The organism is Aeromonas sp. MR19 (assembly GCF_963899305.1).
Taxonomy (GTDB): Bacteria; Pseudomonadota; Gammaproteobacteria; order Enterobacterales; family Aeromonadaceae; genus Aeromonas; species Aeromonas bestiarum.
Genome location: NZ_CAWQWZ010000011.1, coordinates 341803 through 366822, shown reverse-complemented (window position 1 = coordinate 366822; position 25020 = coordinate 341803). Strand labels below are relative to the sequence as shown.

Annotated in this window: 19 protein-coding genes; 10 read left to right on the top strand and 9 right to left on the bottom strand. The window is 59.3% G+C overall.

What is annotated here, in order from left to right; translation table 11 throughout:
• Positions 1 to 8 precede the first annotated feature (8 nt).
• Positions 9 to 1046, bottom strand: a complete 1038-nt coding sequence (locus tag AACQ95_RS07415) for an AI-2E family transporter (protein WP_241278201.1) — start codon at positions 1044 to 1046, stop codon at positions 9 to 11.
• Between the two features lie 582 nt (positions 1047 to 1628).
• Here AACQ95_RS07415 and AACQ95_RS07410 point away from each other — a divergent pair.
• Both AACQ95_RS07410 and pbpC read left to right on the top strand, forming a co-directional pair.
• Positions 1629 to 6530 (top strand): alpha-2-macroglobulin family protein, encoded by a 4902-nt coding sequence (locus AACQ95_RS07410; RefSeq protein ID WP_241278200.1) that lies wholly within the window; start codon positions 1629 to 1631, stop codon positions 6528 to 6530.
• 19 nt (positions 6531 to 6549) lie between these two features.
• Positions 6550 to 8892 (top strand): penicillin-binding protein 1C, encoded by a 2343-nt coding sequence (pbpC, locus tag AACQ95_RS07405; protein WP_445290531.1) that lies wholly within the window; start codon positions 6550 to 6552, stop codon positions 8890 to 8892.
• Positions 8893 to 9006: 114 nt separating this feature from the next.
• Here pbpC and AACQ95_RS07400 read toward each other — a convergent pair whose 3' ends face one another.
• Positions 9007 to 9966: a hypothetical protein gene (locus tag AACQ95_RS07400; RefSeq protein ID WP_241278199.1), complete on the bottom strand. Its 960-nt coding sequence runs from the start codon at positions 9964 to 9966 to the stop codon at positions 9007 to 9009.
• Between the two features lie 177 nt (positions 9967 to 10143).
• Between AACQ95_RS07400 and thiI the strand changes: the two genes are divergently transcribed.
• Complete coding sequence (gene thiI, locus AACQ95_RS07395) at positions 10144 to 11592, top strand: tRNA uracil 4-sulfurtransferase ThiI (protein ID WP_043557085.1); 1449 nt, start codon at positions 10144 to 10146, stop codon at positions 11590 to 11592.
• An 85-nt stretch (positions 11593 to 11677) separates the two neighbouring features.
• Here thiI and AACQ95_RS07390 read toward each other — a convergent pair whose 3' ends face one another.
• Positions 11678 to 12070: a hypothetical protein gene (locus tag AACQ95_RS07390; protein WP_042865809.1), complete on the bottom strand. Its 393-nt coding sequence runs from the start codon at positions 12068 to 12070 to the stop codon at positions 11678 to 11680.
• Positions 12071 to 12174: 104 nt separating this feature from the next.
• Entirely contained in the window at positions 12175 to 12807 is a 633-nt protein-coding gene (locus AACQ95_RS07385; RefSeq protein ID WP_241278198.1) for a trimeric intracellular cation channel family protein, read from the bottom strand.
• Positions 12808 to 13229: 422 nt separating this feature from the next.
• Between AACQ95_RS07385 and flaA the strand changes: the two genes are divergently transcribed.
• From flaA to AACQ95_RS07350, 7 genes are all read left to right on the top strand, one after another.
• Positions 13230 to 14141 (top strand): flagellin N-terminal helical domain-containing protein, encoded by a 912-nt coding sequence (gene flaA / locus AACQ95_RS07380; protein ID WP_241278197.1) that lies wholly within the window; start codon positions 13230 to 13232, stop codon positions 14139 to 14141.
• A gap of 579 nt (positions 14142 to 14720) precedes the next feature.
• Complete coding sequence (gene flaB / locus AACQ95_RS07375) at positions 14721 to 15626, top strand: flagellin N-terminal helical domain-containing protein (RefSeq protein ID WP_241278196.1); 906 nt, start codon at positions 14721 to 14723, stop codon at positions 15624 to 15626.
• A gap of 38 nt (positions 15627 to 15664) precedes the next feature.
• On the top strand, positions 15665 to 16105 hold the full coding sequence (locus AACQ95_RS07370) for a flagellar protein FlaG (RefSeq protein WP_098984379.1): 441 nt from the start codon (positions 15665 to 15667) through the stop codon (positions 16103 to 16105).
• A 27-nt stretch (positions 16106 to 16132) separates the two neighbouring features.
• Entirely contained in the window at positions 16133 to 17518 is a 1386-nt protein-coding gene (fliD, locus tag AACQ95_RS07365) for a flagellar filament capping protein FliD (RefSeq protein WP_241278195.1), read from the top strand.
• 25 nt (positions 17519 to 17543) lie between these two features.
• Entirely contained in the window at positions 17544 to 17966 is a 423-nt protein-coding gene (gene fliS, locus AACQ95_RS07360) for a flagellar export chaperone FliS (RefSeq protein ID WP_098984377.1), read from the top strand.
• Complete coding sequence (locus tag AACQ95_RS07355; RefSeq protein ID WP_098984376.1) at positions 17963 to 18262, top strand: hypothetical protein; 300 nt, start codon at positions 17963 to 17965, stop codon at positions 18260 to 18262. The genes fliS and AACQ95_RS07355 overlap by 4 nt, the downstream gene beginning before the upstream one ends.
• Before the next feature lie 9 nt (positions 18263 to 18271).
• The gene (locus AACQ95_RS07350; protein WP_241278194.1) at positions 18272 to 20359 is read left to right on the top strand and encodes a motility associated factor glycosyltransferase family protein; all 2088 of its coding nucleotides are present in this window, start codon (positions 18272 to 18274) and stop codon (positions 20357 to 20359) included.
• A gap of 110 nt (positions 20360 to 20469) precedes the next feature.
• Here AACQ95_RS07350 and AACQ95_RS07345 read toward each other — a convergent pair whose 3' ends face one another.
• The 5 genes from AACQ95_RS07345 to AACQ95_RS07325 form a co-directional block, all read right to left on the bottom strand.
• Entirely contained in the window at positions 20470 to 21285 is an 816-nt protein-coding gene (locus AACQ95_RS07345) for a cobalamin-binding protein (RefSeq protein WP_241278193.1), read from the bottom strand.
• A complete protein-coding gene (locus AACQ95_RS07340) occupies positions 21278 to 22228 on the bottom strand; it encodes a cobalamin biosynthesis protein CobD/CbiB (RefSeq protein WP_241278192.1) in 951 nt (316 codons plus the stop codon). Before AACQ95_RS07340 ends, AACQ95_RS07345 begins: the two co-directional genes overlap by 8 nt.
• Positions 22225 to 22917, bottom strand: a complete 693-nt coding sequence (gene mtnN, locus AACQ95_RS07335; RefSeq protein ID WP_043136828.1) for a 5'-methylthioadenosine/S-adenosylhomocysteine nucleosidase — start codon at positions 22915 to 22917, stop codon at positions 22225 to 22227. The genes AACQ95_RS07340 and mtnN overlap by 4 nt, the downstream gene beginning before the upstream one ends.
• Before the next feature lie 140 nt (positions 22918 to 23057).
• Positions 23058 to 23816, bottom strand: a complete 759-nt coding sequence (locus AACQ95_RS07330) for a substrate-binding periplasmic protein (RefSeq protein WP_241278191.1) — start codon at positions 23814 to 23816, stop codon at positions 23058 to 23060.
• 97 nt (positions 23817 to 23913) lie between these two features.
• A complete protein-coding gene (locus tag AACQ95_RS07325) occupies positions 23914 to 24846 on the bottom strand; it encodes a ZIP family metal transporter (RefSeq protein ID WP_043137005.1) in 933 nt (310 codons plus the stop codon).
• Positions 24847 to 25020: the final 174 nt, after the last annotated feature.

Below are 25020 nucleotides of genomic sequence, written 5' to 3'. Positions count from 1 at the left end.
CCATAGGGTTATTGGCCCGTGCTGGCCAGACCTTCGTTGACCCAGGCCATGAAGATGCGATAGCCGATGGAGAGCAGGGTGGCCCCGATGAACATGCCGAGGATACCGCTGGTGGCCATGCCGCCCAGGGCGCCGAGCAGTACCACAGGCATGGGGGCATCGACACCACGCCCCAGTAGCAGCGGCTTGAGCACATTGTCTGCCATGCCCGCCACTATCAGCAGCACAGAGTAAATGATGTTCACTACTGTGCCGTGATCGCCCGCTGCCCACATGTAAGCGATGGCGGGGCCTGTCACCAGAATAACGGGGACCTGGGCTATGCCCAGGATGAGGGCCAGGATAAAGAAGATGCCGACAGCCGGGATCCCTGCCAAGGACATGACGATGCCTGCCAGCAGGGCCTGAATGAAGGCGACCCCGATGACCCCTTGAGCGACGGCCCGTATGGTGCTGGTGCACAGCTTGGTCAGGGCGAGTCCCTTGCGCTCATCCGTGATGCGCATGGCGATGCGGTCGGCACTGACGGCACCTGCCGTGCCCCAGGCCATCATGATGCCGGCGACGATGAAGGAGACAACGAAGCCGAGCAAGCCACCCCCCATGCTGGCCAGCATGCCGACGACTTGCTTGGCCAGATCCCCCAACTGCGGCCGGTAGCTGTTCACCAGGCTGGGCAGATCCTGCGAGGCTTTTGACCAGATGCCATGCAGCTTGGCGCCCACCAGCGGAATGCTGGCGATGTCAGCAGAAGGTGCCGGGATCACCAGAGTATTGTTGTCCATCTTGTCGACTAGGGCGCTGACGCTGTCGCCCAGCGAGCTGAGCATGGCGACGGTGGGGGCCACGATCAGCAGCACGCCAAGCAGCACCAACAGGGTCGATGCCCGCCCTTGCTTTCCCCCCAGCCGTGCGGCAAAGCGCTGGTGCAGCGGATAGAGGGTCACGGCCAGGATCAGGGCCCACAGCATCATGTTCATGAAGGGTGAAAATACGGTAAAGCAGAAAGAACCCAACCCCATGATCAGACCAAACTTGATGAACATATCCAGGAATCTGGCAACTAGTCGTTTTTCAAAAAGAGACTGGTCATTATTTTCCATTTTGACGAAACCTCATGATTAACAAAGGGGCATACTATTCGGTCGTGGCTAACGTCCAAGCCGGCAATCACATAAATATAATTGGATCTTTCATGTCGCTATATTCATGGCTGCACATCATTTCGGATGATGTTTATCGCAATGCATTGAATAAATTAGATGTTTATCAAGCTTCTTAAAGATGGATTCTCTTTGTAATTTCCATTTCGACATGTTCTAAAAACAGTTGCTGTCTGAGCGTGAACCATCGTTAACTTCAGTAAAGATGACAGTGACATTCAGTTTAGCCGGGGTTGATAGAAAGCATGTGGGTAGCGTCACACCAAGCATGGGTCTCGTAAGCTGTGCCCAATGACATGTCTGCCGGCTTGTTATTCGAACGACAACGCTATGGCCGTCTGGGATCACTGCTGAACAGTGAGGCGCTTGGCCTCCAGGAAATGAGTTTTGTGTCAAGCGAGTCGGATGTCTTATCCTGTTGCCTATCGCGCTGCTGTGGCAGCGATCCAATCCGGGATGGAACCTATGCGCCCCTTTGACCCTCGCCCTGCTGCCCACCACCTTGCTCCCCTGCGGCTTGCGCCGCGCCGGCGTCGCTGGTCTACCTTGTTGTTGAGCGGGCTGGCCGGTCTGCTCTTGGTCGGCTGCGGCCCTGACAAGCCCGCCACTCATGCCACAGCCAGTGCGCCGACTGCGCAAACCGGCGCGCAGCAGGAGGCAGGAGCACCTGGCTCAGTGGTGCAGGCCAATGCCCGCCAATATAGAGACGCACCGGCGTTGGCGCTGGTCTTCTCCGGCTCGCTGGCGCCCAGGGCGAACTGGCAGAGCTGGCTGGCGGTGAGCCAGGGGGGCAAGCAGGTGCAGGGGGAGTGGATCCTGGCCGAGGATGGCCGCACCCTCTACTTCCCGCAGGTCGCACCCGACAAAAGCTACGAGGTGACCCTCAAATCGGGCCTGGGCCCTGAGCCCCAGCGCTGGACCCTCAAGACCCGGCCGCTGGAGGCGGGGGCCTCGTTTACCGCCAGCGGCATGGTGTTGCCGCTGCGCCAGGAGCTGCGCCTGCCCATCAGCGCGGTCAACGTGGATGAGGTCAATATCGATTTCTTCCGGGTCGATGCCGGCTATCTACCGCGCTTTTTGGCTGAGTACAGACCCGGCGCCGGCATGGGCAACTGGGAGCTGGACCAGATCACCAGCCGCGCCAAACGGGTGTTCAGCGGCCGCTACGCGCTGGCGCTGGATGCCAACCGCCGTGAGACCCGCCTCATCAACGTCAAGGAGCCGCAGCTGGCCGAGGCCGGTGTCTACTTTGCCGTCATGTCCCCCCTTGGCAATTACGACTGGCGCAAGGAGACCACCTATTTCGCGGTGAGCGACATGGGGCTCAGTGCCCGCCGTTACCGGGATCAGCTGGAGGTGTTTGTCAGCTCGCTGGCGAGTGCGGATCCCCTCAAGGAGGTACAGCTCTCCCTGCTCGACGAGAAGGGCAACCGGCTGCAGGTGCAGACCAGTGACAATCAGGGCCATCGTCGCTTCGACCAGGTGCAGGGAGCCCGCCTGTTGCTGGCCGAACAGGGCAAGCATCTGGCTGTGCTGCGCCTCGATGGCGCCGCGCTGGATCTCGCCGCCTTCGATCTCGGCACCCAGCCCTGGCAGGCCCAGCAGTTGTATCTGTTCAGCGGGCGGGATCTCTATCGTCCCGGCGAGCGGCTGGACAGCGAGATCCTGCTCAAGGGGCAGGATGGCCAGCTGCTGCCGGGAATGGCGGTGGAGCTGGAGGTGAAACAGCCGGACGGCCAGCTGCTCGAACAGAAACGGCTGCTGCCGGACAGCCTGGGGGCCGCCCACTACGGTCTGCGCCTGCCGGATGACGCGCCGCTCGGGCGCTGGACCATCAGCCTGAAAACCGCCGCTGGCAGCCGCTTCGAGTGGCCCTTCCTGGTGGAGGAGTTCCTGCCGGAGCGGCTCAAGCTGCAACTTGGCAAGGGGCCGGATGGCGAATTGCTGACCCCGCAAGAGGCGCTCACCCTACCGTTGCAGGGGGATTATCTCTACGGCGCCCCCGCCAGCAACACCAAGGCGAAGGCCGACGTGAAAATAAGCCGCGCGGCCATGCCTTTCACCCAGTGGCAGGAGTTCACCCTGGGGGACGTGCTGCTCGCCGAGCAAACCAAGGAGCTGGAACCCCTCAACCTCACCCTGAATGAACAGGGGCAGGGGACCTTCTCGCTGGCAGATGAGCTGGATGGCGTGCGCGCCCTCGGACCGCTGGAGGTAGCCTATCGGGTGTCGCTCTCCGAGCCAGGCGGTCGCGCCGTCAATCGCAGTCGCACCCAGTACGGTTGGCCGGCGGGCAGCCAGTGGCCGGCCCTCAGGGCCGATTTCGTGGCGGACAGGGTGGAAGGGGGCAAGCCGCTGCCCTTCCAGATCCTCAACCTGGATGACAAGGGCCAGCCGGTGGCGGGCGAGGTGAAGGTGCGACTGGTCAACGAATACCGCGACTACTACTGGCACTACGCCGACGGCGAGGGGTGGAAGTACGAGTTCAACAGCCAGCCCTATCTGGAACAGGAGCAGATCTTGCAACTCGATGGCAAGGGGCCGACCGCCCTCAGTTTGCAACTGGCGGCGGGCTGGTATCGAGTGGAGGTGGAGAACAGTCAGGGCCATCAATCCAGCCTGAGGGTCGAGATCGGCAGTTACGCCTGGGGCGGCGGTGGTGAGCAGGCGCGGCCTGACAAGATTGCCATCAGCCTCGACAAGCGCGCCTATCAGGCCGGCGACAAGGCGAAGGTGACCCTGGTTGCCCCCCGTGCCGGCAAGGGACTGCTGCTGGTGGAAGATGGCGACGGCCTGCGCTGGTGGCAGCGTATCGAGCTGCGAGCCGAAGGCGGCGGATCGGCAGAGGCGCGCGGCGAGTTCGAGATCCCCGTGAGCCCAGAGTGGCAGCGTCATGATCTGCATATCTCAGCCCAGATCGCCGCTCCCGACAGCGAATCAAAGCCGGTGAGCCAAAAGAGCGTGCAGAGTCTACGTTCGGTCGGGCTGGTGCCGCTCACCCTGGACAGAGAAGCCCGCCGCCTGCCGCTCAGCCTGAGTGCGCCGGACAAGGCGGTGCCGCTCACCCGTTTCGAGGTAACCGCCACCTCCACTCCCAATAGTCAGGGGCGAGTGGTATTGGCGGCGGTGGATCGGGGCGTGCTCAATATCAGCGATTACCAGCCCCTCTCCCCGTTCGAGATCTTCTTTGGCCGCAAGCGCTTCGCGCAAGACTTGTTCGACAACTACGGTCAGGTGATACCGCCGCAGGATGGCAAGCTGGCCCGCCTCAACTACGGCGGCGATGCCCCGGCGCTGAAGAAGGGCGGTGCGCTGGAGAGCCGGGTCGAGATCGCCGCGCTCTGGAGCGGTGAGGTGAGTTTTGACGAGAGTGGCAAGGCGGTGATCCCGCTCGACCTGCCCAACTTCAACGGCGAGCTGGCGCTGATGGCGCTGGCCTGGAACGCGCAGCAGGTGGGGGAGGCCGAGCGCGCCGTCAAGGTGGTGGCACCGCTGGTGGCCGAGATCGGCTGGCCACGCTTTGGGGCCAGGGGGGATCAGACCCGCGCCCTGATGCAACTGCGCAACATGAGCGGCGAGGATCAGAGCCTGTCGCTGGTCTGGACCCTGACCGGCGGCTTGCAGGCGGGCGGTGAACTGCCCGAGACGTTGACGCTTAAAAACGGCGAGGAGCAGTGGCTGACCCTGCCGCTCACAGTGACCGGGGCGAGCGGGGTGGCCCGCCTGCAACTGGCGGCGAGCGGCAAGGGCTTTGCGATAAGCCGCGACTGGTCGCTACCGCTGCGCTCCCCCTGGCCTGCCCAGACGCGCCAGCGTTACCAGATGCTGACTCCAGGTCAGCAGATGAGCTTTGCCCAGAGCGAACTGGCCGGGCTGGATCCCGCCAACCTGCAGGGGCTGCTCAGCCTCTCAGGTACGCCACCCTGGGATCCGGCGGCCCAGTGGCAGGCGCTGGCCGATTATCCCTACGCCTGTCTGGAGCAGACCCTGTCCCGCGCCTGGCCTTACTTGCTGACCACGGTGGATGAGCGTGCGGTCTGGGCTAAACCTGCAGAGGGGAGCAAGCCGGTGAGCGAGGCGGATCTGCAGCGCACCCTGCTGCAGCGGCTGCAACGGTTGCAACTGCCGAGCGGCGGCTTTGGCCTGTGGGATGGTCGCTCCGACGAGGAGCAGTGGCTCACCGCCTATGCGGCCGACTACCTGCTGACCCGCAAGGAGGCCGGCGACGCCGTGCCCGAGGCCATGTTGAGTCAGGCCCTCAATCGCCTGCAGAGCTACCTCACCGACAGCCAGTACGGCGAGCGCTGGAGCAGTGCCCCCGAGCATAGCCGGTTGGCCTATCAGGCCTACAGCGCCTATGTGCTGGCGCGGGTGGGCAAGGCGCCGCTCGCCACCCTGCGCCTCATCTGGGAGCAGCAGGCGGATCACGCCCGCTCAGGCCTGCCGCTCTTGCACCTCTCGCTGGCGCTTTCGGCCATGGGGGATGAGCAGAATGCCGCCAAGGCCCTGGCTCGGGCATTGGCGACCGAGCGCGGTGAGGATTATCTGGGGGATTACGGCTCACCGTTGCGCGATGATGCCCTTGCGCTTTCGTTGCTGCGCCAGCACAAGCTGGCCGAGGATCGCTGGCCTGCGCTGAGCGCCAGGGTGGCCGATACCCTGGCTCATCGTCAGTGGCTCAGCACCCAGGAGCGCCTCGCCCTGCTGCGGCTGGCGCAAGTTGATCCCGCCGCCGACTGGCAGGCAAGGCTAGTGTCAATCAATGGCGATCATCCCGTTGCCGGTAAAAACAGCCTGCAGATCGGCGCCCCCGAGGCCCTGGCGGCCGCTGCCGTGACCAACGAGGGCAAGGGCTCCCTGTATGTGCAGCGCACCCTGGTAGGCTACCCGGAGCAGGCGCCCGCGCGCATCAGCCAGGGCATGAGCGTGACCCGCAGCTGGTTCAATGCCGATGGTAAGCCGCTCGATCCGGCCAAGGTGCGGGTCGGCGATCTGGTGGTGGTGCGGCTCAATGTGAGCAGCGAGCAGACTGTGCCCGACGCCCTGCTGGTGGAGATGCTGCCGGCGGGTTTCGAGCTGGAAAACCCGGCCCTTGGCACCAGCATCAAGCTCGAGGAGCTCAGCATAGAGGGCAAACCTGCGTGGCAGAGCGAGTGGAACGACTACCTCAAGCATCAGGAGTTTCGTGACGACCGCTACACGGCGGCGCTGGATCTGAGCGAGGGGGGCAATCAGCAGCTGGTCTACCTGATGCGGGCCGTGACCCCGGGCCGTTATCAGGTGCCGCCGACCCAGGTGGAGGATATGTACCGGCCGGAGCTGCGGGCGGTCGGGCAGGATATTCACGAGGTGATCATCTCTGAGTAACGCCCCCTTGCTGGAGACGATTCTCCCGGCCACCTTCTGGCAACGTGGCCGTTTGTGGTTGCGCCAGACTTGGCTTGTGCTGCGGCATCTGCCCCGCTGGCTGCGCCTGACGGGGCTGTTATTGGCTGGCGTGATCCTGTTGTTGCTGGTGCTGGATCGCGCCTTTCCGCCGCCACCGCTGGATCCCGCCTTTGCGCGGGTGGTGCTCGACATCAAGGGGAGGCCGCTGCGGGCCTTCGCCGATACCAGCGGGGTGTGGCGCTATCCCGTGACCCTGGAGCAGGTCTCCCCCCGCTATATAGAGGCGCTGCTGGGCTACGAGGATCGCTATTTCTGGCGCCATCCCGGGGTCAACCCTGTGGCCATGGTGCGCGGCATCGGTCAGTGGCTGCGCTATGGTCGTGCCGTCTCGGGGGGCTCGACCCTCACCATGCAGGTGGCCCGCCTCATTGAGCCCTATCACAGGAGCGTGCCCGGCAAGCTGCGCCAGATGGCGCGGGCGCTGCAACTGGAGTGGCACTATGACAAGCGCACCCTGCTTACCGTTTACCTCAATCGGGCGCCGTTTGGCGGCAACCTCGAAGGGGTGCAGGCGGCCAGCTTTGCCTATCTGGGCAAGAGTGCGGCCAAACTCACCCATGCCGAGGCCGCCCTGCTGGCGGTGCTGCCGCAGGCCCCCAGCCGTTACCGGCCGGACAGGCACCCGGATCGCGCCCGCGCCGCCCGTGACAAGGTGATGCAGCGACTGGTCAGGCAGGGGGCCTGGCCGGAGGCAGTCTGGACGGAGGGGCGCATCGAACCCGTGCTGGCGCGCGGCCACTTCACCCCCATGGAGGCACCGCTGTTTGCCCGCCTCGCCGCCGACAGCCAGCCGGGGGCCCTGGTGCACACCACCATAGACGGGGATCTGCAGCGCTGGCTTGAGGCGCGGGTGGAGAGCTATATCCGCCGTTTCCCGGAGCAGACCTCCGCCGCCCTGCTGTTGGTGGACAACAGAACCATGGCGGTGCGCGCCTACGTGGGCAGCGCCGAGTACGGCAACTTGAGGCGCCACGGTTACCTCGACATGGTGCAGGCGATCCGCTCCCCCGGCTCCACCCTCAAGCCCTTCATCTACGGTCTGGCGCTCGATGCCGGGCTGGTGCACTCCGCCTCCCTGCTCTCCGATGCCCCCAGATTGGGATCCGACTATAGGCCCGCCAACTTTACCGGCGCCTTTCAGGGGCCCGTGACCCTGACCCAGGCGCTGCAGCAATCCCTCAACGTGCCGGCCGTGCAGGTACTGGAGGCGCTGGGGCCCGCTACCCTGGTCAATCGACTGGACAACGCCGGGGTCAGGCTGGCCCTCTCCGACAGGCCCAACCCCGCCATTGCGCTGGGGGCGGCGGGCATTCGGCTGGAGCAGCTGGTGGCCCTCTACAGTGCGCTCACCCGGCAGGGACAGGTGGCGATGCCGGTCTGGCTGGCGGGACAAAAGGCGGTTTCGCGCCCCTTGCTGAGTCCGGGAGCCGCCTGGATCGTCTGGCAGATCTTGAGTGCGCAGGGGCGGGCGGATCAGCCCTTTGCCAGCGAGGCGACTGGCCGGGTCAACCGGCTGGCCTGGAAGACGGGCACCAGCTATGGCTACCGGGACAGCTGGGCGTTGGGGGTTTCCGGTCGCTGGACCATTGGTGTCTGGCTGGGGCGCCCGGACGGCACCCCCTTGCCCGGTTTTTACGGCCAGAGTGCGGCCGTGCCGCTGCTGCTCTCCGTCTATTCGCGGCTGGGTGACAACAGTCCCTTGCCGGCGCAGCCCAATACGGTGAGCGAGGCCGACATCTGCTGGCCGCTCGGGCGGCGGGTGAGTGCCACCCTGCCAGAGGCCTGCCTGCAGCAACAGAGCGCCTGGCTGCTGGACGAGCGGGATCCCCCCACCTTGCCGGACCCCATGGATTGGCCCTCACCGCTGCGCCAGGTTGCGCTGACCGAGCAGGGAACCCCCACCCTGGCGCGCTGCAGTGATGCGACCCACTCAAGCTGGCGAGCGCTCTGGCCGCTCTCGCTGGAACCCTGGCGGGCGCCGGGGGAACGGCGCACGGCGCTGCTGGCAAGCCATTGCGCGGGGGAGGGGCAGAGTGCCGAGCTGCAGGCGCCCATTCGCATCGTGGCGCTGGGGGAGGGCAACCTTATCCGCAGCCAGCGCTATCGCCTGCAACCCAGGGTGCTGGGTGGCGTGGGCAAGCCGTTCTGGTTTCTCAACGGCCAGCGGTTGCGCTGGGACGGGGATCAGGTATTGAGCGAGGCGGGACGCTACCAGCTGGTGGTGGTGGATGAGGCGGGCAACAGCGACAGAGTCGAATTTCGGCTGGAAAACCCCTCCTGAGGGGACTCTTGGTTCGCACCGACCGGGCGCCAGAATATTGACGGCGCCTCGTGTCACCAAGACGGGATCAGGCTGTGAGCCGATCCCGTTGGACCCTGTTGGCGGCCAGCTGGCTCAGGGTTTGACTTGCCCCAGCCGGGTGAAAAAGTGCTGGCTCTTGCGCTGGTGGAAATGACTCTTCTTGATGGGATGGAAGATGAGGCGGCTCTTTGGGTGGCTCGCCTTGAGCTGGTGGATCATCGCCATGGCGGGCAGGCCTGTGCTGACCAGTGTGGTGAGCGGCAGGCTTTGAGTCTCTGGCCCCAGCAGCTGATTGAGCCCTTGCTGCGCCAGCTCGAAACGGGCCAGGGCCGTTGGCTCGGCATAGCCACTGCCGATCATGGCCAGTAGGGCATCGAGGGCCTGATGAAACTCGGCCAGCTGCTGGCGAAAGCCACTGCGGGCGCGCAGGGCAATCAGCTCGGCAAACGGGATCTCGCTCAGGTGAGTGGGCACTTGCAATGGTATCTCGAGGTGGAAGCAGTCCTGGCCGCCCCGATTGTGGTAGCGGGATTCGAGCAGGTGTAGCAGCCGGTCCAGATAGTCGTGATCCGTGATGAGGGCCCCCTCATTGGCGAGTGCCCACTCACGGGCGAGGCGCATGGAGAGCAGATTGGCAAAGCGCCGCGCCATCCTGATCCCCCCCTCATCTTGCGTAGCAAAGCCGTGAGTCAGGCAAAAACCGTGCAGTCGCTCGAGACCGGCCTGGGTCGGGCAGAAGCAGTCGTGGTTGGCGCCTTGGCGCCAGCGAGTGATCAGCTCCTTGTTGCCGAACACCTTGTGGCGAGTGAAGTCAGGGGCTATTAGACCGCCGAGCTGGCTCTCCAGCTGCGGGGTTATGTCTGCAAAGAAGCCAGGTTCGGGCCGCTCTGCCAGCAGATCGGTCTGCTCTTCCAGGGTATGGAGCAGGGCGGTGAGGCCGCTCTTTTCACTGACGGTAAAGACGAAGGCGAGTCGCTCCAGATAGAGCAGGGCAAACTTGAGCCAGAGCTCGTCGCGTACCTCCATGCCGGGGTAGTAGATATAGGTCTTCATCGGATCAGTCTGTTGTCAGGGGGTTGCCAGGGTGCAGGCTTGGGAATATACGCAAGATTGCCGCCGCGTCGCAAACGTTGCGTGGGGGAATGTGAGCAAACGCGCATCCAGTAGGCGCCGGCCAGAAAGTTCTGATATAATTCGCGCCCTTAAATCAAGGCCACCCGAGTCAAAACCATGAAGTTCATTATCAAGCTGTTCCCGGAAATCACCATCAAGAGCAAGTCAGTTCGCCAGCGCTTCACCAAGATGTTGCAGGGCAACATTCGCAACGTGTTGCGCCGCTTTGACGAAGACGCCCGCGTACGGATGGATTGGGACAAGCTGGTAGTGAGCTCCCGCAACGATCAGTTCCACGCCCAGTATCTGGAGACCCTGGCCTGCATCCCGGGCATCCAGTATTTCCTCGAAGTGAAGCTGAGCAACTTTACCGACCTGCACGACATCTTCGAGCAGACCCGCGCCGTCTGGGGCGATCGTCTGAAAGGCAAGACCTTCTGCGTGCGTGCCCGCCGCGTCGGCAAGCACGACTTCAGCTCGCTGGAGCTGGAGCGTTATGTGGGCGGTGGCCTCAATCAGCACTGCGAAACCGCCGGTGTGCGTCTGAAGAAGCCCGATATCCAGGTCAATCTGGAAGTGGAAAACGACGAGCTCTACATCATCAGCGCCGTCCACCACGGCATGGGCGGCTTCCCCATGGCGACCCAGGAAGATGTGCTGAGCCTGCTCTCCGGCGGCTTTGACTCGGGCGTGGCCTCTTACCAGTTCATCAAGCGCGGTTGCCGGGTGCACTACTGCTTCTTCAATCTCGGCGGCGCCGCCCACGAGATCGGTGTCAAGCAGGTGGCCTATTACCTGTGGAACAAGTTTGGTGCCTCCCACAAGGTGCGTTTCACCGCCATCGACTTTGAACCCGTGGTGGCGGAGATCCTCGAGAAGATCGACAACGGTCAGATGGGCGTGGTGCTCAAGCGGATGATGATGCGTGCCGCCGGCCAGGTTGCCGACTACTTCCAGATCCCGGCGCTGGTGACGGGGGAGTGTGTTGGCCAGGTCTCCAGCCAGACCCTCACCAACCTCAATGTCATCGACCGGGTGACCGACAAGGTGATCCTGCGCCCGCTCATCACCTGGGACAAGCCGGACATCATCAGCGAAGCCCGCCGCATCGGCACCCTGGAGTTTGCCGAGACCATGCCGGAGTATTGCGGTGTCATCTCCAAGAAGCCGACCATCAAGGCTGTGCTGTCCAACATAGAGGCGGAAGAGGCCAACTTTGACTTCGCCATCCTGGACAAGGTGGTCTCCGAGGCCCGTTACCTCGACATCCGCCGCATCGGTGAAGAGACTGCCGCCGAGGTACAGGAGGTGGAGACCACGCAAGTGCTGGCCGCCGATGAGGTGATCCTGGATATCCGCTCCAGTGATGAGCGCGACGAGAAGCCGCTGGTGGTGGAAGGGCGCGAGGTGCAGCACCTTCCCTTCTTCAAGCTGGCCACCGCCTTTGGTGATCTGCCAAAAGAAAAGACCTACCTGCTCTACTGCGATCGCGGTGTGATGAGCAAGCTGCAGGCGCTCTATCTGAAAGAGAAGGGCTTTGACAATGTGAAGGTGTACCGCCCGTAACGGCATGCGCTTTCCATAAAAAAATCCGGCCAATGTGCCGGATTTTTTTATTTCACGCTGATTGCATCCTGACGTCGTGCGCGGCTCAGGGGCAGGGGACGGGGGTAAAGGTCGATTGCCCCTGACAGCGCCAGCCCATTTCGGCTTGCCGCATCTGCCACAGGTTGTTGCTGCGAAACAGGGTCAGGATGTAGATCATGTCGCTCTTGTTGCCATCGAGGGCCACCGAGAGCACCAGATCGTTGTCCAGCTGTTGTGCCTGGATACGACTGGGTATGTCGCTGTGGCCGACGAAACGCAGCGCCACTTCACGATAATCATTGACCCAGGTTTGCTGGGCAGTGCTTGCCTGGCGGATCTGCTGGTTGAACTGCTGTACCGGGGTAGAAGCCAGTCGTCCGAACAGTACCTGTGCATCGGCTTGCGCCGTTGCCACATTCATCAGTAACAGGGAAGTGATGAGCCCAAGTTTTTGCATGAGGGATTCCGGCTTACAACGACTGGATCCTATGACAACAGAAAAGCCTGCTTGGTTCAACGTAACGAGGCCGGGAGTGCGACATGGCGCCCCCGGCCTGGATATCAATTGCGTTGCAACGAGAAGGTGGGCAGTGACAGGTGCCAGTAGATGGCGGCAACCCGCAAACCGAACACGGCTGTCATGCAGATGAGCATGGCGGTGACCCTGTCCATATTGACCTCAAGCGCCAGGGTGTAGAGGATGCCGCCCAGGATGCAGGCGGTGGCATAGATCTCCTTTTGCAGCACCATGGGCACCTCCCGGGCCAGCACATCGCGGATCATGCCGCCAGCCACCCCTGTCATGGTTCCCATGAGCACGGCAATCAGGCCGGGGGAACCAAAGTTGAGGGCCTTCTGGGTGCCGATCACGGTGAAGAGGGCCAGCCCGAAGGCATCCGCCACCGGCAACACATACCAGGGCATGCGACGGGGCAGCTTGACCATCCACATGCCGATCAGCGCAGTGGCGATGACGACCCAGATATAGAGAGGGTCGCGAACCCAGAACACGGGGGTGGCCCCCAGGATCATGTCACGTATGGTACCGCCACCAATGGCGGTGACGGCTGCCAGCACCATGACGCCGAAGCCATCCATCCTGAGCCGCCCCGCAACCAGCACGCCCGAAAACGCGAATACCGCAGTACCAAACATGTCGCTGATGTAAACAATCTGCTCAACCAGTGTCTGCATGGAGAACAACTCACGTCCAATTGTTGATGGGGCCGCGATTTTAGGGGCTGGGCCAGCATCTGACCAATGGCTGCCTGCAAAAGTGGGAGCCAGACCAAGTTTTTGCAGGCGGGATGGGGGGGAGGCAGAGGGGACGTGGCTGCTGGCTTGAGGCGGGAGCCGCAGCTGGCAAGGGGGCTGTGCTTCTCATTGTCCTCCGCCTGTGCCTGCATCCTGCTGATAAGGGGCACTTTTTGAATTTTTTCCCTTAAGTCCTGCGAGAATGTGCCGATAAATAGGGTAAGCGGCGTTAATGCGATGAAGCGTTAAAAATAATGCTAAAGACATCGAAAAAGAGGCCGTTAAATAAGACGCATCGGACATGAAAGACAATAAAGTTCGAGCAAATTAGATAGTAAATTTAATAGCTTAGGAGAATGGTCATGGGTCTTTATATCAATACGAACGTTTCATCGCTCAACGCTCAGCGTAACCTGATGAACACCAACAAATCTCTGGATACTTCCTACACCCGCCTGGCATCTGGTCTGCGCATCAACAGCGCAAAAGATGATGCCGCCGGTCTGCAAATATCCAACCGTTTGACCTCCCAGATCAATGGTCTGGATCAAGGTAACCGCAACGCCAACGATGGTATTTCCGTTGCCCAGACCGCTGAAGGCGCCATGGATGAAGTGACCTCCATGCTGCAACGGATGCGTACCCTGGCTCAGCAATCCGCCAACGGCTCAAACAACACGGATGACCGTACCGCGTTGCAGCAAGAGTACACTCAACTGATGACTGAAATTGACCGAGTGGCCAAAGACACTACCTTTGGTGGGCAAAACCTGCTCAGTGGCGGTTACATAGGCAGCTTCCAGGTCGGTGCCGATGCCGGTCAGACCATTACGTTCCGGATGACTTCTGCGTTTACAATCTCTGGTATGGCGTCAGCAACGAAGGGTAATGCCACTGTCACCACGACCACAACGGGTGAGCCGTTTACTGTTGCGAAGAGCACAAGTGGTACCGTAACTACGACAAGTATCGGTAGTATTACGAGCGCCAAAGAGGCACAGACATCGATGGCTAATCTGGACTTTATGATTAAGGTAGTCGATAGCAAGCGTGCGGAGCTGGGTGCGGTACAGAACCGGTTCGATTCGACCATTCGCAACCAGGCGAACGTGTCCGAGAACGTCAGCGCCGCCCGCTCACGGATCCGTGATGCAGATTTCGCGACAGAAACCGCCAATCTGACCAAGCAGAACATCCTGCAACAGGCGGCATCAACCATACTGTCACAGGCAAACCAGCGCCCTCAGTCTGCTCTCTCGCTGCTGCAGGGCTAACAAAAGAAAACAGGGCGGTTGTTCAGGCCGCCCTGGTCAAGAGATGGAACAAAGGGGTGTTCGGGTTTGCACTCTGTTCTATCGGGAGAGAATCAATTCTCTATTAGTAATGCCAAGTGTTGTCCAGTTGTTCAGTTCTGTCACCCTTGGTCGTATTCTCCTGAGCATATGCTCATTTTAGGCCGGATTTTCCGGCCTCTTTTTATTGTGCCGTCAAATTGACGCCACTCCATCATAGCAAAGCACAAACCGTGCCAAAACCAACCTCTCCTATGAGCACGTCGTCATGGTGCCTGACGTCACGTGGCGAGTCTTCTGGTGCCTGCGATTTGCCGCTTGCCGGATAAAACTTGCCGCCTTCGGCAATTATTTTCCTAAAGCTTGTGTCCATGCGGCCGTTAAATAAAGTGAAGCAATCGAGGGGTGTTCGGAATCCAACGTTTGCACTACTGCGGGTGGCCTGTTCGTTCAAACAGACACCCGCCAGAAGACACAGGATTGTTCAACCTGTTCTTCTAACGGTGGGACGTCGCTTTGGCGGCGCAACCCGCAGTCGCATGTTCTTCGGGAGAATATTTTATGGCCATGTACATCAACACGAATACTTCATCACTGAACGCCCAGCGTAACCTGATGAACACCAACAAGTCCCTGGATACGTCCTATACCAGACTGGCTTCCGGTCTGCGTATCAACACCGCCAAGGATGACGCCGCCGGTCTGCAGATCTCCAACCGTTTGACTTCACAAGTTAATGGCCTGGATCAAGGTAACCGCAACGCCAACGATGGCATCTCTGTTGCTCAGACCGCTGAAGGCGCCATGGATGAAGTCACCTCCATGCTGCAGCGTATGCGTACCCTGGCCCAGCAATCGGCCAACGGTTCCAACAACACTGATGACCGTACAGCACTGCAGCAGGAGTTCGACCAGCTGACCACAGAGATCGACCGTATCTCCACCGATACTTCCTTTGGTGGTCAAAAACTGCTGGATGGCAACTACAAAGGTTCCTTCCAGGTCGGTGCCGATGCCGGTCAAACCATCACCTTCAAGATGACATCCGCTTTTACCATTAAGGGTATTGCGTCATCGACCAAGGGCAGCGCTACCGTGGCGACCAGTGCCACCGGCGAACCCTACACTGTGACCAAGGGCACCACTGCTGTGACTTCCACCAGTGTAAGCAGCATCAGTACTGCTAAGGATGCTCAGACCGCCATGGCCAACCTTGATTTCATGATCAAGGCGGTTGACAGCAAGCGGGCAGAGCTGGGGGCGGTGCAGAACCGTTTTGACTCGACCATTCGCAACCAGTCCAACGTCTCCGAGAACCTGAGTGCAGCACGCTCTCGTATTCGTGACGCAGACTTCGCGACTGAGACGGCCAACCTGACCAAGCAAAACATCCTGCAACAGGCTGCTTCCAGCATCCTGGCGCAAGCCAACCAAAGACCGCAATCTGCCCTGTCCCTGCTGGGTTAACAGACAGGCTGTGATGAGATAGAAAGAGGAGCGACGATATGGCCAATGAAATTGGAATCCCGTCATCGGTCACTCCTTCTTCTCTTCAGTCAAGTAGCAAGAGCGGCCAATCGGCCGCTCAAGTGCTATCTGGCACGACAGAAGAGCAGCGGGTGACGGCACAGGATGTGAAAAAACAGCAAGAGGTCAAAGCTGAAGAAAAAAGCAGCAAGCAGGACACCTCCGAGATTGATGTTGAAAAAGAGGTTCAAAACTTGCAAGAGTTCAGTAAGTTGCAAGGATGGACAGTCAATTTCAGTGTTGAGAAGGATCTCGAGCAGGTCGTCATCAAGGTGATGGATGCTGAAACCAAATCTATGATTCGCCAGATACCCAGTGAAGAGTTGCTGGCCATCAGCAAACGGATCAAGGATTTGCGCGAAGGCGATGTGGCCGGTGGAGGCTCGCGCGTCGGGTTGTTGCTCGATAAAGAGATCTAATACGCAAGCGTTACGAGGAGAGTGAGTATGACCACGATTACTTCTGCAGGTGCGGGTTCGGGACTCGACCTGGAGTCAGTGATTGCTGCCAGTGTCGATGCCAAGAAGGCACAGCTGCTGCAGCCTATCACCACCAAGAAGACCAACACTCAGATCACTCTCTCAGGGGTTGGGCAGCTGAAATCCGCTATTGCCTCTTTCGTGACCACGCTCAAGGCGATGTCCAAGGATGATGCCTTCAATAAGCGGGCCATCTCTATCACCCAGGACAAGGATAATCCTGTCCTCAAAATCGAGAGTAAAGCGGGAGCTTCCAACGGGCAGTACGACATTACCGTCGAAAAATTGGCAAAGACCAGTAGGTTTGAAGGTGTTTTCGACAAATCCACCGACCCTCTTATTACCCAGGATGGTGTCCTGACCTTCAAGGCCGGGGACAAGACCTTTGACGTGGACGTCAAGGCGGGGGATACGCTGCAATCCATTCGCAAGCGCATCAATAATGACGGTGACAACTTTGGCCTGAGCGTCAACATCATGAACACATCCGATGGCAAGTCCAAACTTGTCATCGACTCTGGCATCAGTGGTACAGGCAAGGATCTGCAGATTACCGGCAATACCACTGAGCTGACTAACAACCTTGTCTCCAAGCTGAGCCAAAAACAAGCTGCTCAAGATGCCCAGATCAAAGTGGATGGCAGCACGCTGACCAGTGCGACCAACACCTTCGATGGCACCATTGCCGGACTCAAGGTGACAGTGCTGAGAGAGTCCGATAAAAATGCGGACAATACGTTCAAATCTAACAAAGTGGATGTGACCACCGACAAGGGCGGCATCAAGGACATGGTCAAAAGCTTCATCGATGGCTATAACGCCTTGGTGAAGAAGAGCAGTGACCTTGGCAAACGCAACTCGATTGTGGCAGGGGTCAGTCAAAATGATGGCGGTGCCTTGGCCGGTGACGCCACGACTCGCGCCGTGGCCAACATGATGAGCGGTGCGATCACAGAGCCTTCCAATAACTCCTCCACTTTTTCGACCATCTTCCAGTTGGGTGTCAAGATGGACAACAAGGGAGTACTCTCCCTCGATAGTGAAAAATTTAATGAGGCTATCGACAAGAACTTCGACCAGGTAGTAGCCGTATTTGGTGGCAAGGATGGTGTGGCGGGCAAGTTGGCCGGGCAGCTCGAAAGTTACTCAAAAACTGGTGGATTGCTTGCCAAACGTGAAGAGAGCCTCAATTCGGATCTGCGCGATGTCAATCGCAAGCAGTCGGATGTCGCGGCCCAGCTGACCAAGTATGAAGAGACCCTGCGTGCCCGCTATGGGAGTCTGGATAGCATGCTGGCCAAGATGAACAAGTCGGCCTCATATTTGAATCTGCTCAACACCAAGAGCAGCTAATTTGTAGTCAGGATCGGTGTCTCATATGTATCGGAAAAATATCAAAGCCTATACCACCCAGAGTCTGCAATCCGAGCTGGCAGTCGCAGACCCTTATCGCGTCATCCAGCTGCTGATGCAGGGGTGTCTCGAACGTCTTGCTCAGGCGCGTGGTGCGATTGAGCGTCGTGATTTTGAGAGCAAGTCCCAATCAATTTCCAAAACCATGGCCATCATCAACGGGTTGCAGGACTCGCTGGATCTCTCCTATGGCAAGATACCAGAAGATCTCTTTGCGCTTTATGACTATATGAAGGTGCGGATGATGGATGCCAGCCGCGACATGGATATCGCCATCGTTGACGAGGTGATGGCCCTGATGTTGACCGTGAAAAGCGGGTGGGATGCGATTCCTGTTGAAGAGCGTGACAAGGCGCTGGCTCAGCAAAAAGTGGGCCGGCCGGAATGAGCCATGTCCCGTTATCCGAGCTGATTGAGCATGGCAACCAGCTGTTGGCCCTGCTGGAGCAGGGCGACATGCTTGCGGCAGACAAGCTGACGGCTCATTACTTGAGCGCGCTTGATGGTGTGTTTCAACACATTGAACTTGGAACTGCATTGAGTGTGGAACAGCAACAAGTATTGCTGCAGTTTCAAACCATCCACGACTGGGTAGAAAAAGCGAAGCATCTGACAGAACAAGAGTTACTGCAGTTTTCCAAGGCCGGTCGAGCCTCTGATCTTTACAAATTGAATGCAGGTTAGGCATATAGAATGGATTTTAATAAAAATATTACTCAGGTCGAGAATGAATTATCCCGCCTCGAACTGCAAAAAAAGCAGGAGGCCGCCATGCTGGATGTGCTGCCTGCTCGTTATGAACTCAATATGGCGGCCTTCGAAAAATACATGCCTAGCATTCATGAATTTTTCAAAGATTACCAGCCTGTCAGGCCGTTTCGCTTCTTCTGCAATGAGAATGGTATTCCCAACGTCTTATGGCTTGATGAACAAGTGTCACTCTATGGGGAAGACCCACTTGTCGAAGCACAAGCACAGATAACCGAAGTGATTGAACAGAGTGTGTTGCAATGCATCGATTTTGTTCCCCAGTGGTACATCGATGGTCAAATCCATATAAAATACAACAATGAAATATCCAATCTTAAAGACAAGGCCGCGTTGGAAGGACTTAGATTAAATAAGGTATTGAATTCAGATATTCCATTGTCACTCATGTTTGGCATTGGTCTGGGTTACCAGCTGGGTTATCTCTATGAGCGGTGCAAGATAAGGAATCTATTTGCCTTCGAGCCTGATCTCGACATGTTCTATGCTTCCCTCTACTGCTTCGACTGGCATACTTTGCTTGAGTATATGGAGCAAGAGTCACTGACTCTGCACCTGTTCATCGGTGTAGATGAACAATTGCTGGTAGCGGACATGATGGAGGCCCTCCATCGCAAGGGGGCATTCTGGTCGGCCAGTTATTTCTCGTTTTGTCATTATCATTCACCAAAATTACATGAATTGATAGATCAGGTAGAGCGCGAGTTCTATTTGCTCAAGACGGGTTGGGGATTTTTTGACGATAATATTTATGCACTTGCCCATAGCCATAATCATCTGCAGGAGGGAACGCCATTCCTCAAGCGGCAGCGTGATACATCTGCATTCAGCCAGGTCCCTGTATTTGTTGTAGGTAATGGGCCGTCTCTGGACCAGAGCATAGATTTTATCAAGCAGCACCAGCAGCAGGCCATTATCATCGCCTGTGGTACGGCCGTCAGCGCGCTTCACAAGGCAGGAGTCAAACCAGATATCTATGTGGCGGTAGAGCGAACCAAGAGTTCGGCCGATTTTCTGCGTATCCTGGATGCCGATGATTTTATCAAGGACACCGTCTTCCTGAGTGTTGATGTCATCCACCCTGAGTGCAAAGAATTCTTCCGCAAGACGGGATTGACGTTCAAACCGAACGAACCCATGTTCTCCATGCTGATCAGTGCTTTTGGTCAGGCATTTGAATATGACTCCATTGAGTTTTCCAACCCGTTTGTTGGGAATACAGGTCTCAACTACGCGGCCTTGCTGGGTTTCAAGCAGGTTTATCTGTTCGGCATCGACAATGGTTACAAGTCTGCTGGAAAACATCACTCCAGTTTGAGCCTGTATTATAACGACAAGAAAGAAGCAAAATATGACGAGAATTTGAAAGACACTTTCCCCGCACCAGGCAACTTTGGTGGCGAGGTGCGCATCAATCATTTGTTCGGGCTCGCCATCCATAATATGGAGCGGGTGCTGAATGATTATCCTGATTTGCGCTGCATCAACAGCAGCGATGGTGCCTATATAGAAGGTGCCAAACCTCAGCGTATCGAATCTCTGCAGCCATCCTGGCCTGAACTTAATAAAGTTCACTTGATGGATGAGGTGATGGAACGTTGTTTCCAACCTTTTGACATGACCAGTTTTGATTTCAATGCTGCGCTCAATGCGTCACTCTTCGAGGAGCTGATAGATAAACTTCAAGCAGACTGGCAAGTCGTGCCGTGCGAGCACAATGCCATATTAGCCCTGATGCAACGGCACCATGATTATCTCCTCTACTTGCTCATGAGTCGTGAATGCCATCTCTATCGTGTACTGATTGGTTCGATAAACTATTTCTATGCCAATATCATCAGCTTGATGATGGCATTGGTGAATGCAGAGGCTGGCGAGTTTGAAATAAAGCTGAAAGAGGCTGAAGCAATACTGGGTCACTTCTTTGATGAGAGTAAGGTCATGTATGCCGATGCATTCCAGCGGCAGGATTCTACCTACTTCGCCGGGCTTAATGTCTTCAAACATACCTGACAAGCAGGTCATGCCTTCTACTGAAAGATGCCTGTTGAGGCATAACGAGACGCCGGCTGATGCCGGCGTCTCTGTTTTCAATATCCTGATGTCATGACCAGATCTGGTTGCTACTTGGTTTGCAACTGCGCGATGGCATCGCACACCTGCTGTACGGCATTGAGTGCCCTTGGAGTGAAGCGGTGCAGCTCGTCCGAGTTGATGAGTTGCAGACGCCGGTGCTTGACCGCATCGATCATGGGCCACTGCTGCCAGTGACGCAGGACGCCGGGATCTTGACTCCCCGCCAGGATCAGTGCCGGGTTGGCCTTGATCACCTGCTCCAGGCTGACCTGGGGGTAGGGAGTGCGGGCTCCCGCCATCACATTCTCTCCGCCACACAGTTCGATGGCCTGAGCCGGCCAGGCGGAATCGCTGACGCTGGTCAGGGGGGGATCCCAGAGCTGATAAAACACCTTGATATGCTTGGGCTGGCCGTAGCGTTGTTTGATGTTGGTCAACTTGGCGAGATAGGCATCGGCCTGGGCATTGGCTGCTTGCTGCAGCTCCAGCCGTGTTCCCAGCGCGCGTATTTCCGAGGCCAGGGAGGCGAAATCCGTGGGCTCGGAGTAGAACACCGGAATACCCAGCTGCTCTATGGGAGCCAGCATGCGGGATTGGGCCGAGCGCCAGGCCACCACCAGATCCGGTTTCTGGGCCAGCAGGGCTTCCAGGTTGATGCTGCGGTAGTTGGCCACGTGCGGCCGTGTCGTCACCTCGGGTGGAAAGTCGGAGGCATCATCGGTGGCGACGATGCGATCGCCGGCACCGATGGCAAACAGCAGCTCGGTCAGATGGGGGGTGAGGCTGACGATGCGCATCGGCGCAGCCGCCAGCAGCGTCAGTGGCCAGCAGAGCAGGCAGATCAGGGCGACATGCCTAGCCATGCAGTTGCTCCAGCGCGGTGAAGAGGACGGCCAGTGCCAGCCAGCCCCAGCCAATTTGTTGCAACCGGTTGAGCAAGCGCAGTGCACTGCTGGCATCAGGGTCGCTCACCGCATCGAACACAGGGAAGCGAAACAGGGTGTCCTGGTAATAGCGTGGGCCGCCCAGCCGGATCCCCAGCGAGTGGGAAAGCAGCGTCAGCAAGGCGCCCATGGCAGGGTAGGGCCACCGTATGGCCGTGCGCAGGCGAGCCCCCAGTTGACGCAATTGGGTCAGGCACAGGGGCAGTGCCAGCAGCAGGATGGCGGGGGTACAGAGCCCCTGATAAAGCACGGCAGCGGCGCGGCCGAAGTGGCTGAATACCGCTTGCTTGGGGCTCCAGCCCTGGTTCATCAACTGAGCGAGTCGCCACAGCAGGGCACCCTGAACGCCCGCCAGTGCAAACCCGAGCAGGGGACCAGCCCACTGGCCTGTCAGTCGCAGCGCACAGGTTTCGCTGACCGCCTTGGCAACCCCCATCACGGAGAGTTTGCCGGTATCGCGCCTGAGCCAGGGGGCGGCCTGCAGCCGGGCAACCACCAGCGTCTCCTGACTTGCCAGCGAACGGGTGGCCTTGGCCAGCTCTCGCAGCGGGCGCGACTCTATCATCAGCAGCAGAAACAGCAGATCAAACAACGGCTCCGAGAGGGAAAGGTTGCGCACCGCCCAGAGTCCGGCGGCGCACGGCAGCCAGACGACCAGCAAGGCCAGCAGACCGGCCTGGAATTGCTGTCTGGGCGTGCCATCTGGCCTGTGCACCTTGTGGCCGAGGCGGGTCAGCAGGGGCACCAGGGCGGAGAGCCTGAACTGGGCAGGCCAGGGCAGTATGGCTTCCAGCAGCGCGGCCCCGAGCAAAATGGCCGCCGGAGTGGCGGCCATCTGTTCCAGCGTGGCGAGGTCGATCACAGCTTGCCGAGCATCTTGATGATCATCTCGGCCGAATGCTGGCCCGCCACCTCGATGAAGGCGTCGAAGGATTCAACCTGTTCCTTGCCGGCGATGTCCGACATGGCGCGGACCACCAGATAGGGGACCTTGAACATGTGGCACACCTGGCCGATGGCGGCCCCTTCCATCTCGACTGCCAGCATCTGCGGGAAATCGGCACGGGCTTTCGCAATCGCCTCGGGCTTGCACATAAACTGATCGCCGGTGCAGATGAGGCCAACTTTGGTCTGATGCTTGCCTTGCTCGGCGATGCAATCCTGGGCCACCGCGATCAGCTTCTCGTCGCAGGGGAAGGCGGCGGGTTGTTGCGCCATCTGGCCCATCTCGTAGCCGAAGGCGGTCACATCCACGTCGTGGAAGCGCATTTCGCTGGCGATGACCACGTCACCTATATGCAGATCCTGGGCGAAGCCGCCGGCGGAGCCTGTGTTGATCACGCAATCCGGAGCAAATTTTTCCAGCAGCAGGCTGGTGGCGACGCTGGCGGCGACCTTACCGATGCCGGAGCGAGTCAGGATCACCTCTTTGCCCGCCAGCATCCCCTGATAGAACTCGCAACCGCCCAGTTGCAGGGTGGTTGGCTCGCTCATCTGGCTGCGCAGCAGGGCCACTTCCTGTTCCATGGCGCCGATAATACCTACTTTCATCACTCACCTCGTCTCGATGGCCGCGTGGCCGAATAAGTTGTTGTGGATCATAACAAAAGTTGGCGATGGCGCCGAGCATTCCGAGAGGGTCGCCAGGAGGAAGATAAAAGGGGAAAGAGGCGGAAGTGATGTGTCCCCGCTCAGCGGTATTGTTCCACCAGCCTGGTCAGCGCGCCGCTGTCGGCCAGTTGCTGCAGCGTGCTGGCAAACAGGGCCAGCCGTGCGGGCGAGGTGTGTTGATGAAATAGTATGTAGAAAGGGGTCTCCTCCAGGACGGTGGGGAGTATGCGCACTTGGCCGGTGAGCCTGTGCTGGCGAATATCGAATTCGAAGCCGGGTGAGCGGTAATAGATGAAGCGCCCCCGTTTCATCCGCAGCTTGTCGTAGTTGGCCGTGCTGTTGATCCCGCCGCTGTCGATGAGTAGTCCGCCGATGGCTTGCAGCCGCTCTATGGCTCCGCTGCCATGGTTGATGAGGATGATGCCCTCCTTGCCGAGGGCCCTGACATCGTCCCAGTGACGAATATGAATGGGGTCGTCGCTGCGCACTGCCAGGTGGTAGCGCACCGTGAAGATGGGAGGTTGCAGATAGATGAAGTGGTTGCGGCGGGCCGGGTTGTCACCGACGCCGCAGATAAAATCGAGCTGGCCGTGCAGCACGCTCTTCTCCAGTCGTTTCAGCGGCCGGAAGATCTGATCGCCCTGGATGCGCAGGGCGGGTTCCCGCTGCTCCATGAGTCGAAACAGGTCGACGCAGATCCCGCCGACGTGTCCATCCGGGTTTTCAATGTATTTTGGGGCCGACTCCGGCTGCGCCGCCGTGTGATAGACCTCTATGGTACTGGCTGCCCAGAGCGCAGGGGCAAGCAGGAAAAGCAGTGAGGCCACCCAGGATCTCATCTCATGCAGGCCCTCGATGAAGGCTCGGGGAGATCCCGATGCCAGCTATGTCAGTATCGTCAACGAATGAGACATTGGGCTATTTATCAGCATCTTATCAACCCAATGCGGTGTCGAGCGTCATCATGAGGGCAAAGCCGGCCATCAGCCCCAGGGTGGCGTGGGTCTGGTGACCATTGCGATGAGTCTCGGGGATCACCTCGTGGGAGACCACAAACAGCATGGCGCCGGCGGCCAGCCCCAGCCCTATGGGATAGGCGATGGCCATGCCGCTGGAGAGGCCCACCCCGAGCAGGGCGCCGAGCGGTTCCAGCAGACCGCTGCCGATGGCGACCAGTACGGCTTTGCCTGGATGAAAACCGGCGGCGCACATGGCCAGCGCCACCGCCAGCCCTTCCGGAATGTCCTGCAGTGCGATGGCGGTGGTGAGTGGCAGCCCCACCGACATGTCCCCCTGGGAGAAGCTCACCCCGATGGCCATGCCCTCCGGCAGGTTGTGCAGGGCGATGGCAAACACGAACAACCAGACCCGGGAGCAACTCTCATGGCCCGGGCCGCAGGGGCCCGTCTTGTCGTGTTCATGGGGGGTGAACTGATCCAGTCCCAGCATCAGCAGTACCCCCAGCGTCATGCCGGCTACCACCACGGCGGCGGCGAGGAAGCCATCCCCGGTGATCCCTTCCGCCGCCTCGAGTCCCGGCAGCAGCAGGGAGAAGGCACTGGCGGCCAGCATCATGCCGGCGGCAAAGCCCAGCATGCTGTCTTCCACCCGTTGCGGCACGGCGCGCAGGAAGAGGGCCGGCAGGGCCCCGAGGGCGGTGGCGGCAAAACCGGCCAGTCCACCGATGAGGCCATAACGGGCTCCCGGACTGATGTCGCCAGCCGCCAGCATGATGAGGCTCTGCAACAGCAGCAACAACACGGCTGCCAGGGCGATGAGCAGGCCGATCGCGGTCAGCGGGCGAGCCTGCATCTGCTCGCGCAGCTGAATTGACCAGGAGGAAACCGGCAGCGCCGACGCGTTATCCATAAGCATGACCTCGATTGGCAGCGGATGAGGGGGCTCATCACCATGGTCTTGCATTACACCGAGACGGGCCTGCTTTGTCCATGCCCGCTGACCGATTGCCTTCATCGGTTAACTATTTGATATGTTTTGGTCGCTATAAAAAGTTTGTGATGAAAGTCCGGTTGTACGGAAAAA

Bases quoted from the DNA above. Each gene is read 5' to 3' on its own strand.
- AACQ95_RS07415 (WP_241278201.1), bottom strand. From the start codon at position 1,046: ATGTTCATCAAGTTTGGTCTGATCATGGGGTTGGGTTCTTTCTGCTTT.
- AACQ95_RS07390 (WP_042865809.1), bottom strand. From the start codon at position 12,070: ATGCAAAAACTTGGGCTCATCACTTCCCTGTTACTGATGAATGTGGCA.
- thiI (WP_043557085.1), top strand. From the start codon at position 10,144: ATGAAGTTCATTATCAAGCTGTTCCCGGAAATCACCATCAAGAGCAAG.
- fliS (WP_098984377.1), top strand. From the start codon at position 17,544: ATGTATCGGAAAAATATCAAAGCCTATACCACCCAGAGTCTGCAATCC.
- AACQ95_RS07330 (WP_241278191.1), bottom strand. From the start codon at position 23,816: ATGAGATCCTGGGTGGCCTCACTGCTTTTCCTGCTTGCCCCTGCGCTC.
- AACQ95_RS07355 (WP_098984376.1), top strand. From the start codon at position 17,963: ATGAGCCATGTCCCGTTATCCGAGCTGATTGAGCATGGCAACCAGCTG.
- AACQ95_RS07400 (WP_241278199.1), bottom strand. From the start codon at position 9,966: ATGAAGACCTATATCTACTACCCCGGCATGGAGGTACGCGACGAGCTC.
- AACQ95_RS07325 (WP_043137005.1), bottom strand. From the start codon at position 24,846: ATGGATAACGCGTCGGCGCTGCCGGTTTCCTCCTGGTCAATTCAGCTG.
- fliD (WP_241278195.1), top strand. From the start codon at position 16,133: ATGACCACGATTACTTCTGCAGGTGCGGGTTCGGGACTCGACCTGGAG.
- AACQ95_RS07350 (WP_241278194.1), top strand. From the start codon at position 18,272: ATGGATTTTAATAAAAATATTACTCAGGTCGAGAATGAATTATCCCGC.
- mtnN (WP_043136828.1), bottom strand. From the start codon at position 22,917: ATGAAAGTAGGTATTATCGGCGCCATGGAACAGGAAGTGGCCCTGCTG.
- flaA (WP_241278197.1), top strand. From the start codon at position 13,230: ATGGGTCTTTATATCAATACGAACGTTTCATCGCTCAACGCTCAGCGT.
- AACQ95_RS07370 (WP_098984379.1), top strand. From the start codon at position 15,665: ATGGCCAATGAAATTGGAATCCCGTCATCGGTCACTCCTTCTTCTCTT.
- AACQ95_RS07410 (WP_241278200.1), top strand. From the start codon at position 1,629: ATGCGCCCCTTTGACCCTCGCCCTGCTGCCCACCACCTTGCTCCCCTG.
- AACQ95_RS07385 (WP_241278198.1), bottom strand. From the start codon at position 12,807: ATGCAGACACTGGTTGAGCAGATTGTTTACATCAGCGACATGTTTGGT.
- flaB (WP_241278196.1), top strand. From the start codon at position 14,721: ATGGCCATGTACATCAACACGAATACTTCATCACTGAACGCCCAGCGT.
- AACQ95_RS07345 (WP_241278193.1), bottom strand. From the start codon at position 21,285: ATGGCTAGGCATGTCGCCCTGATCTGCCTGCTCTGCTGGCCACTGACG.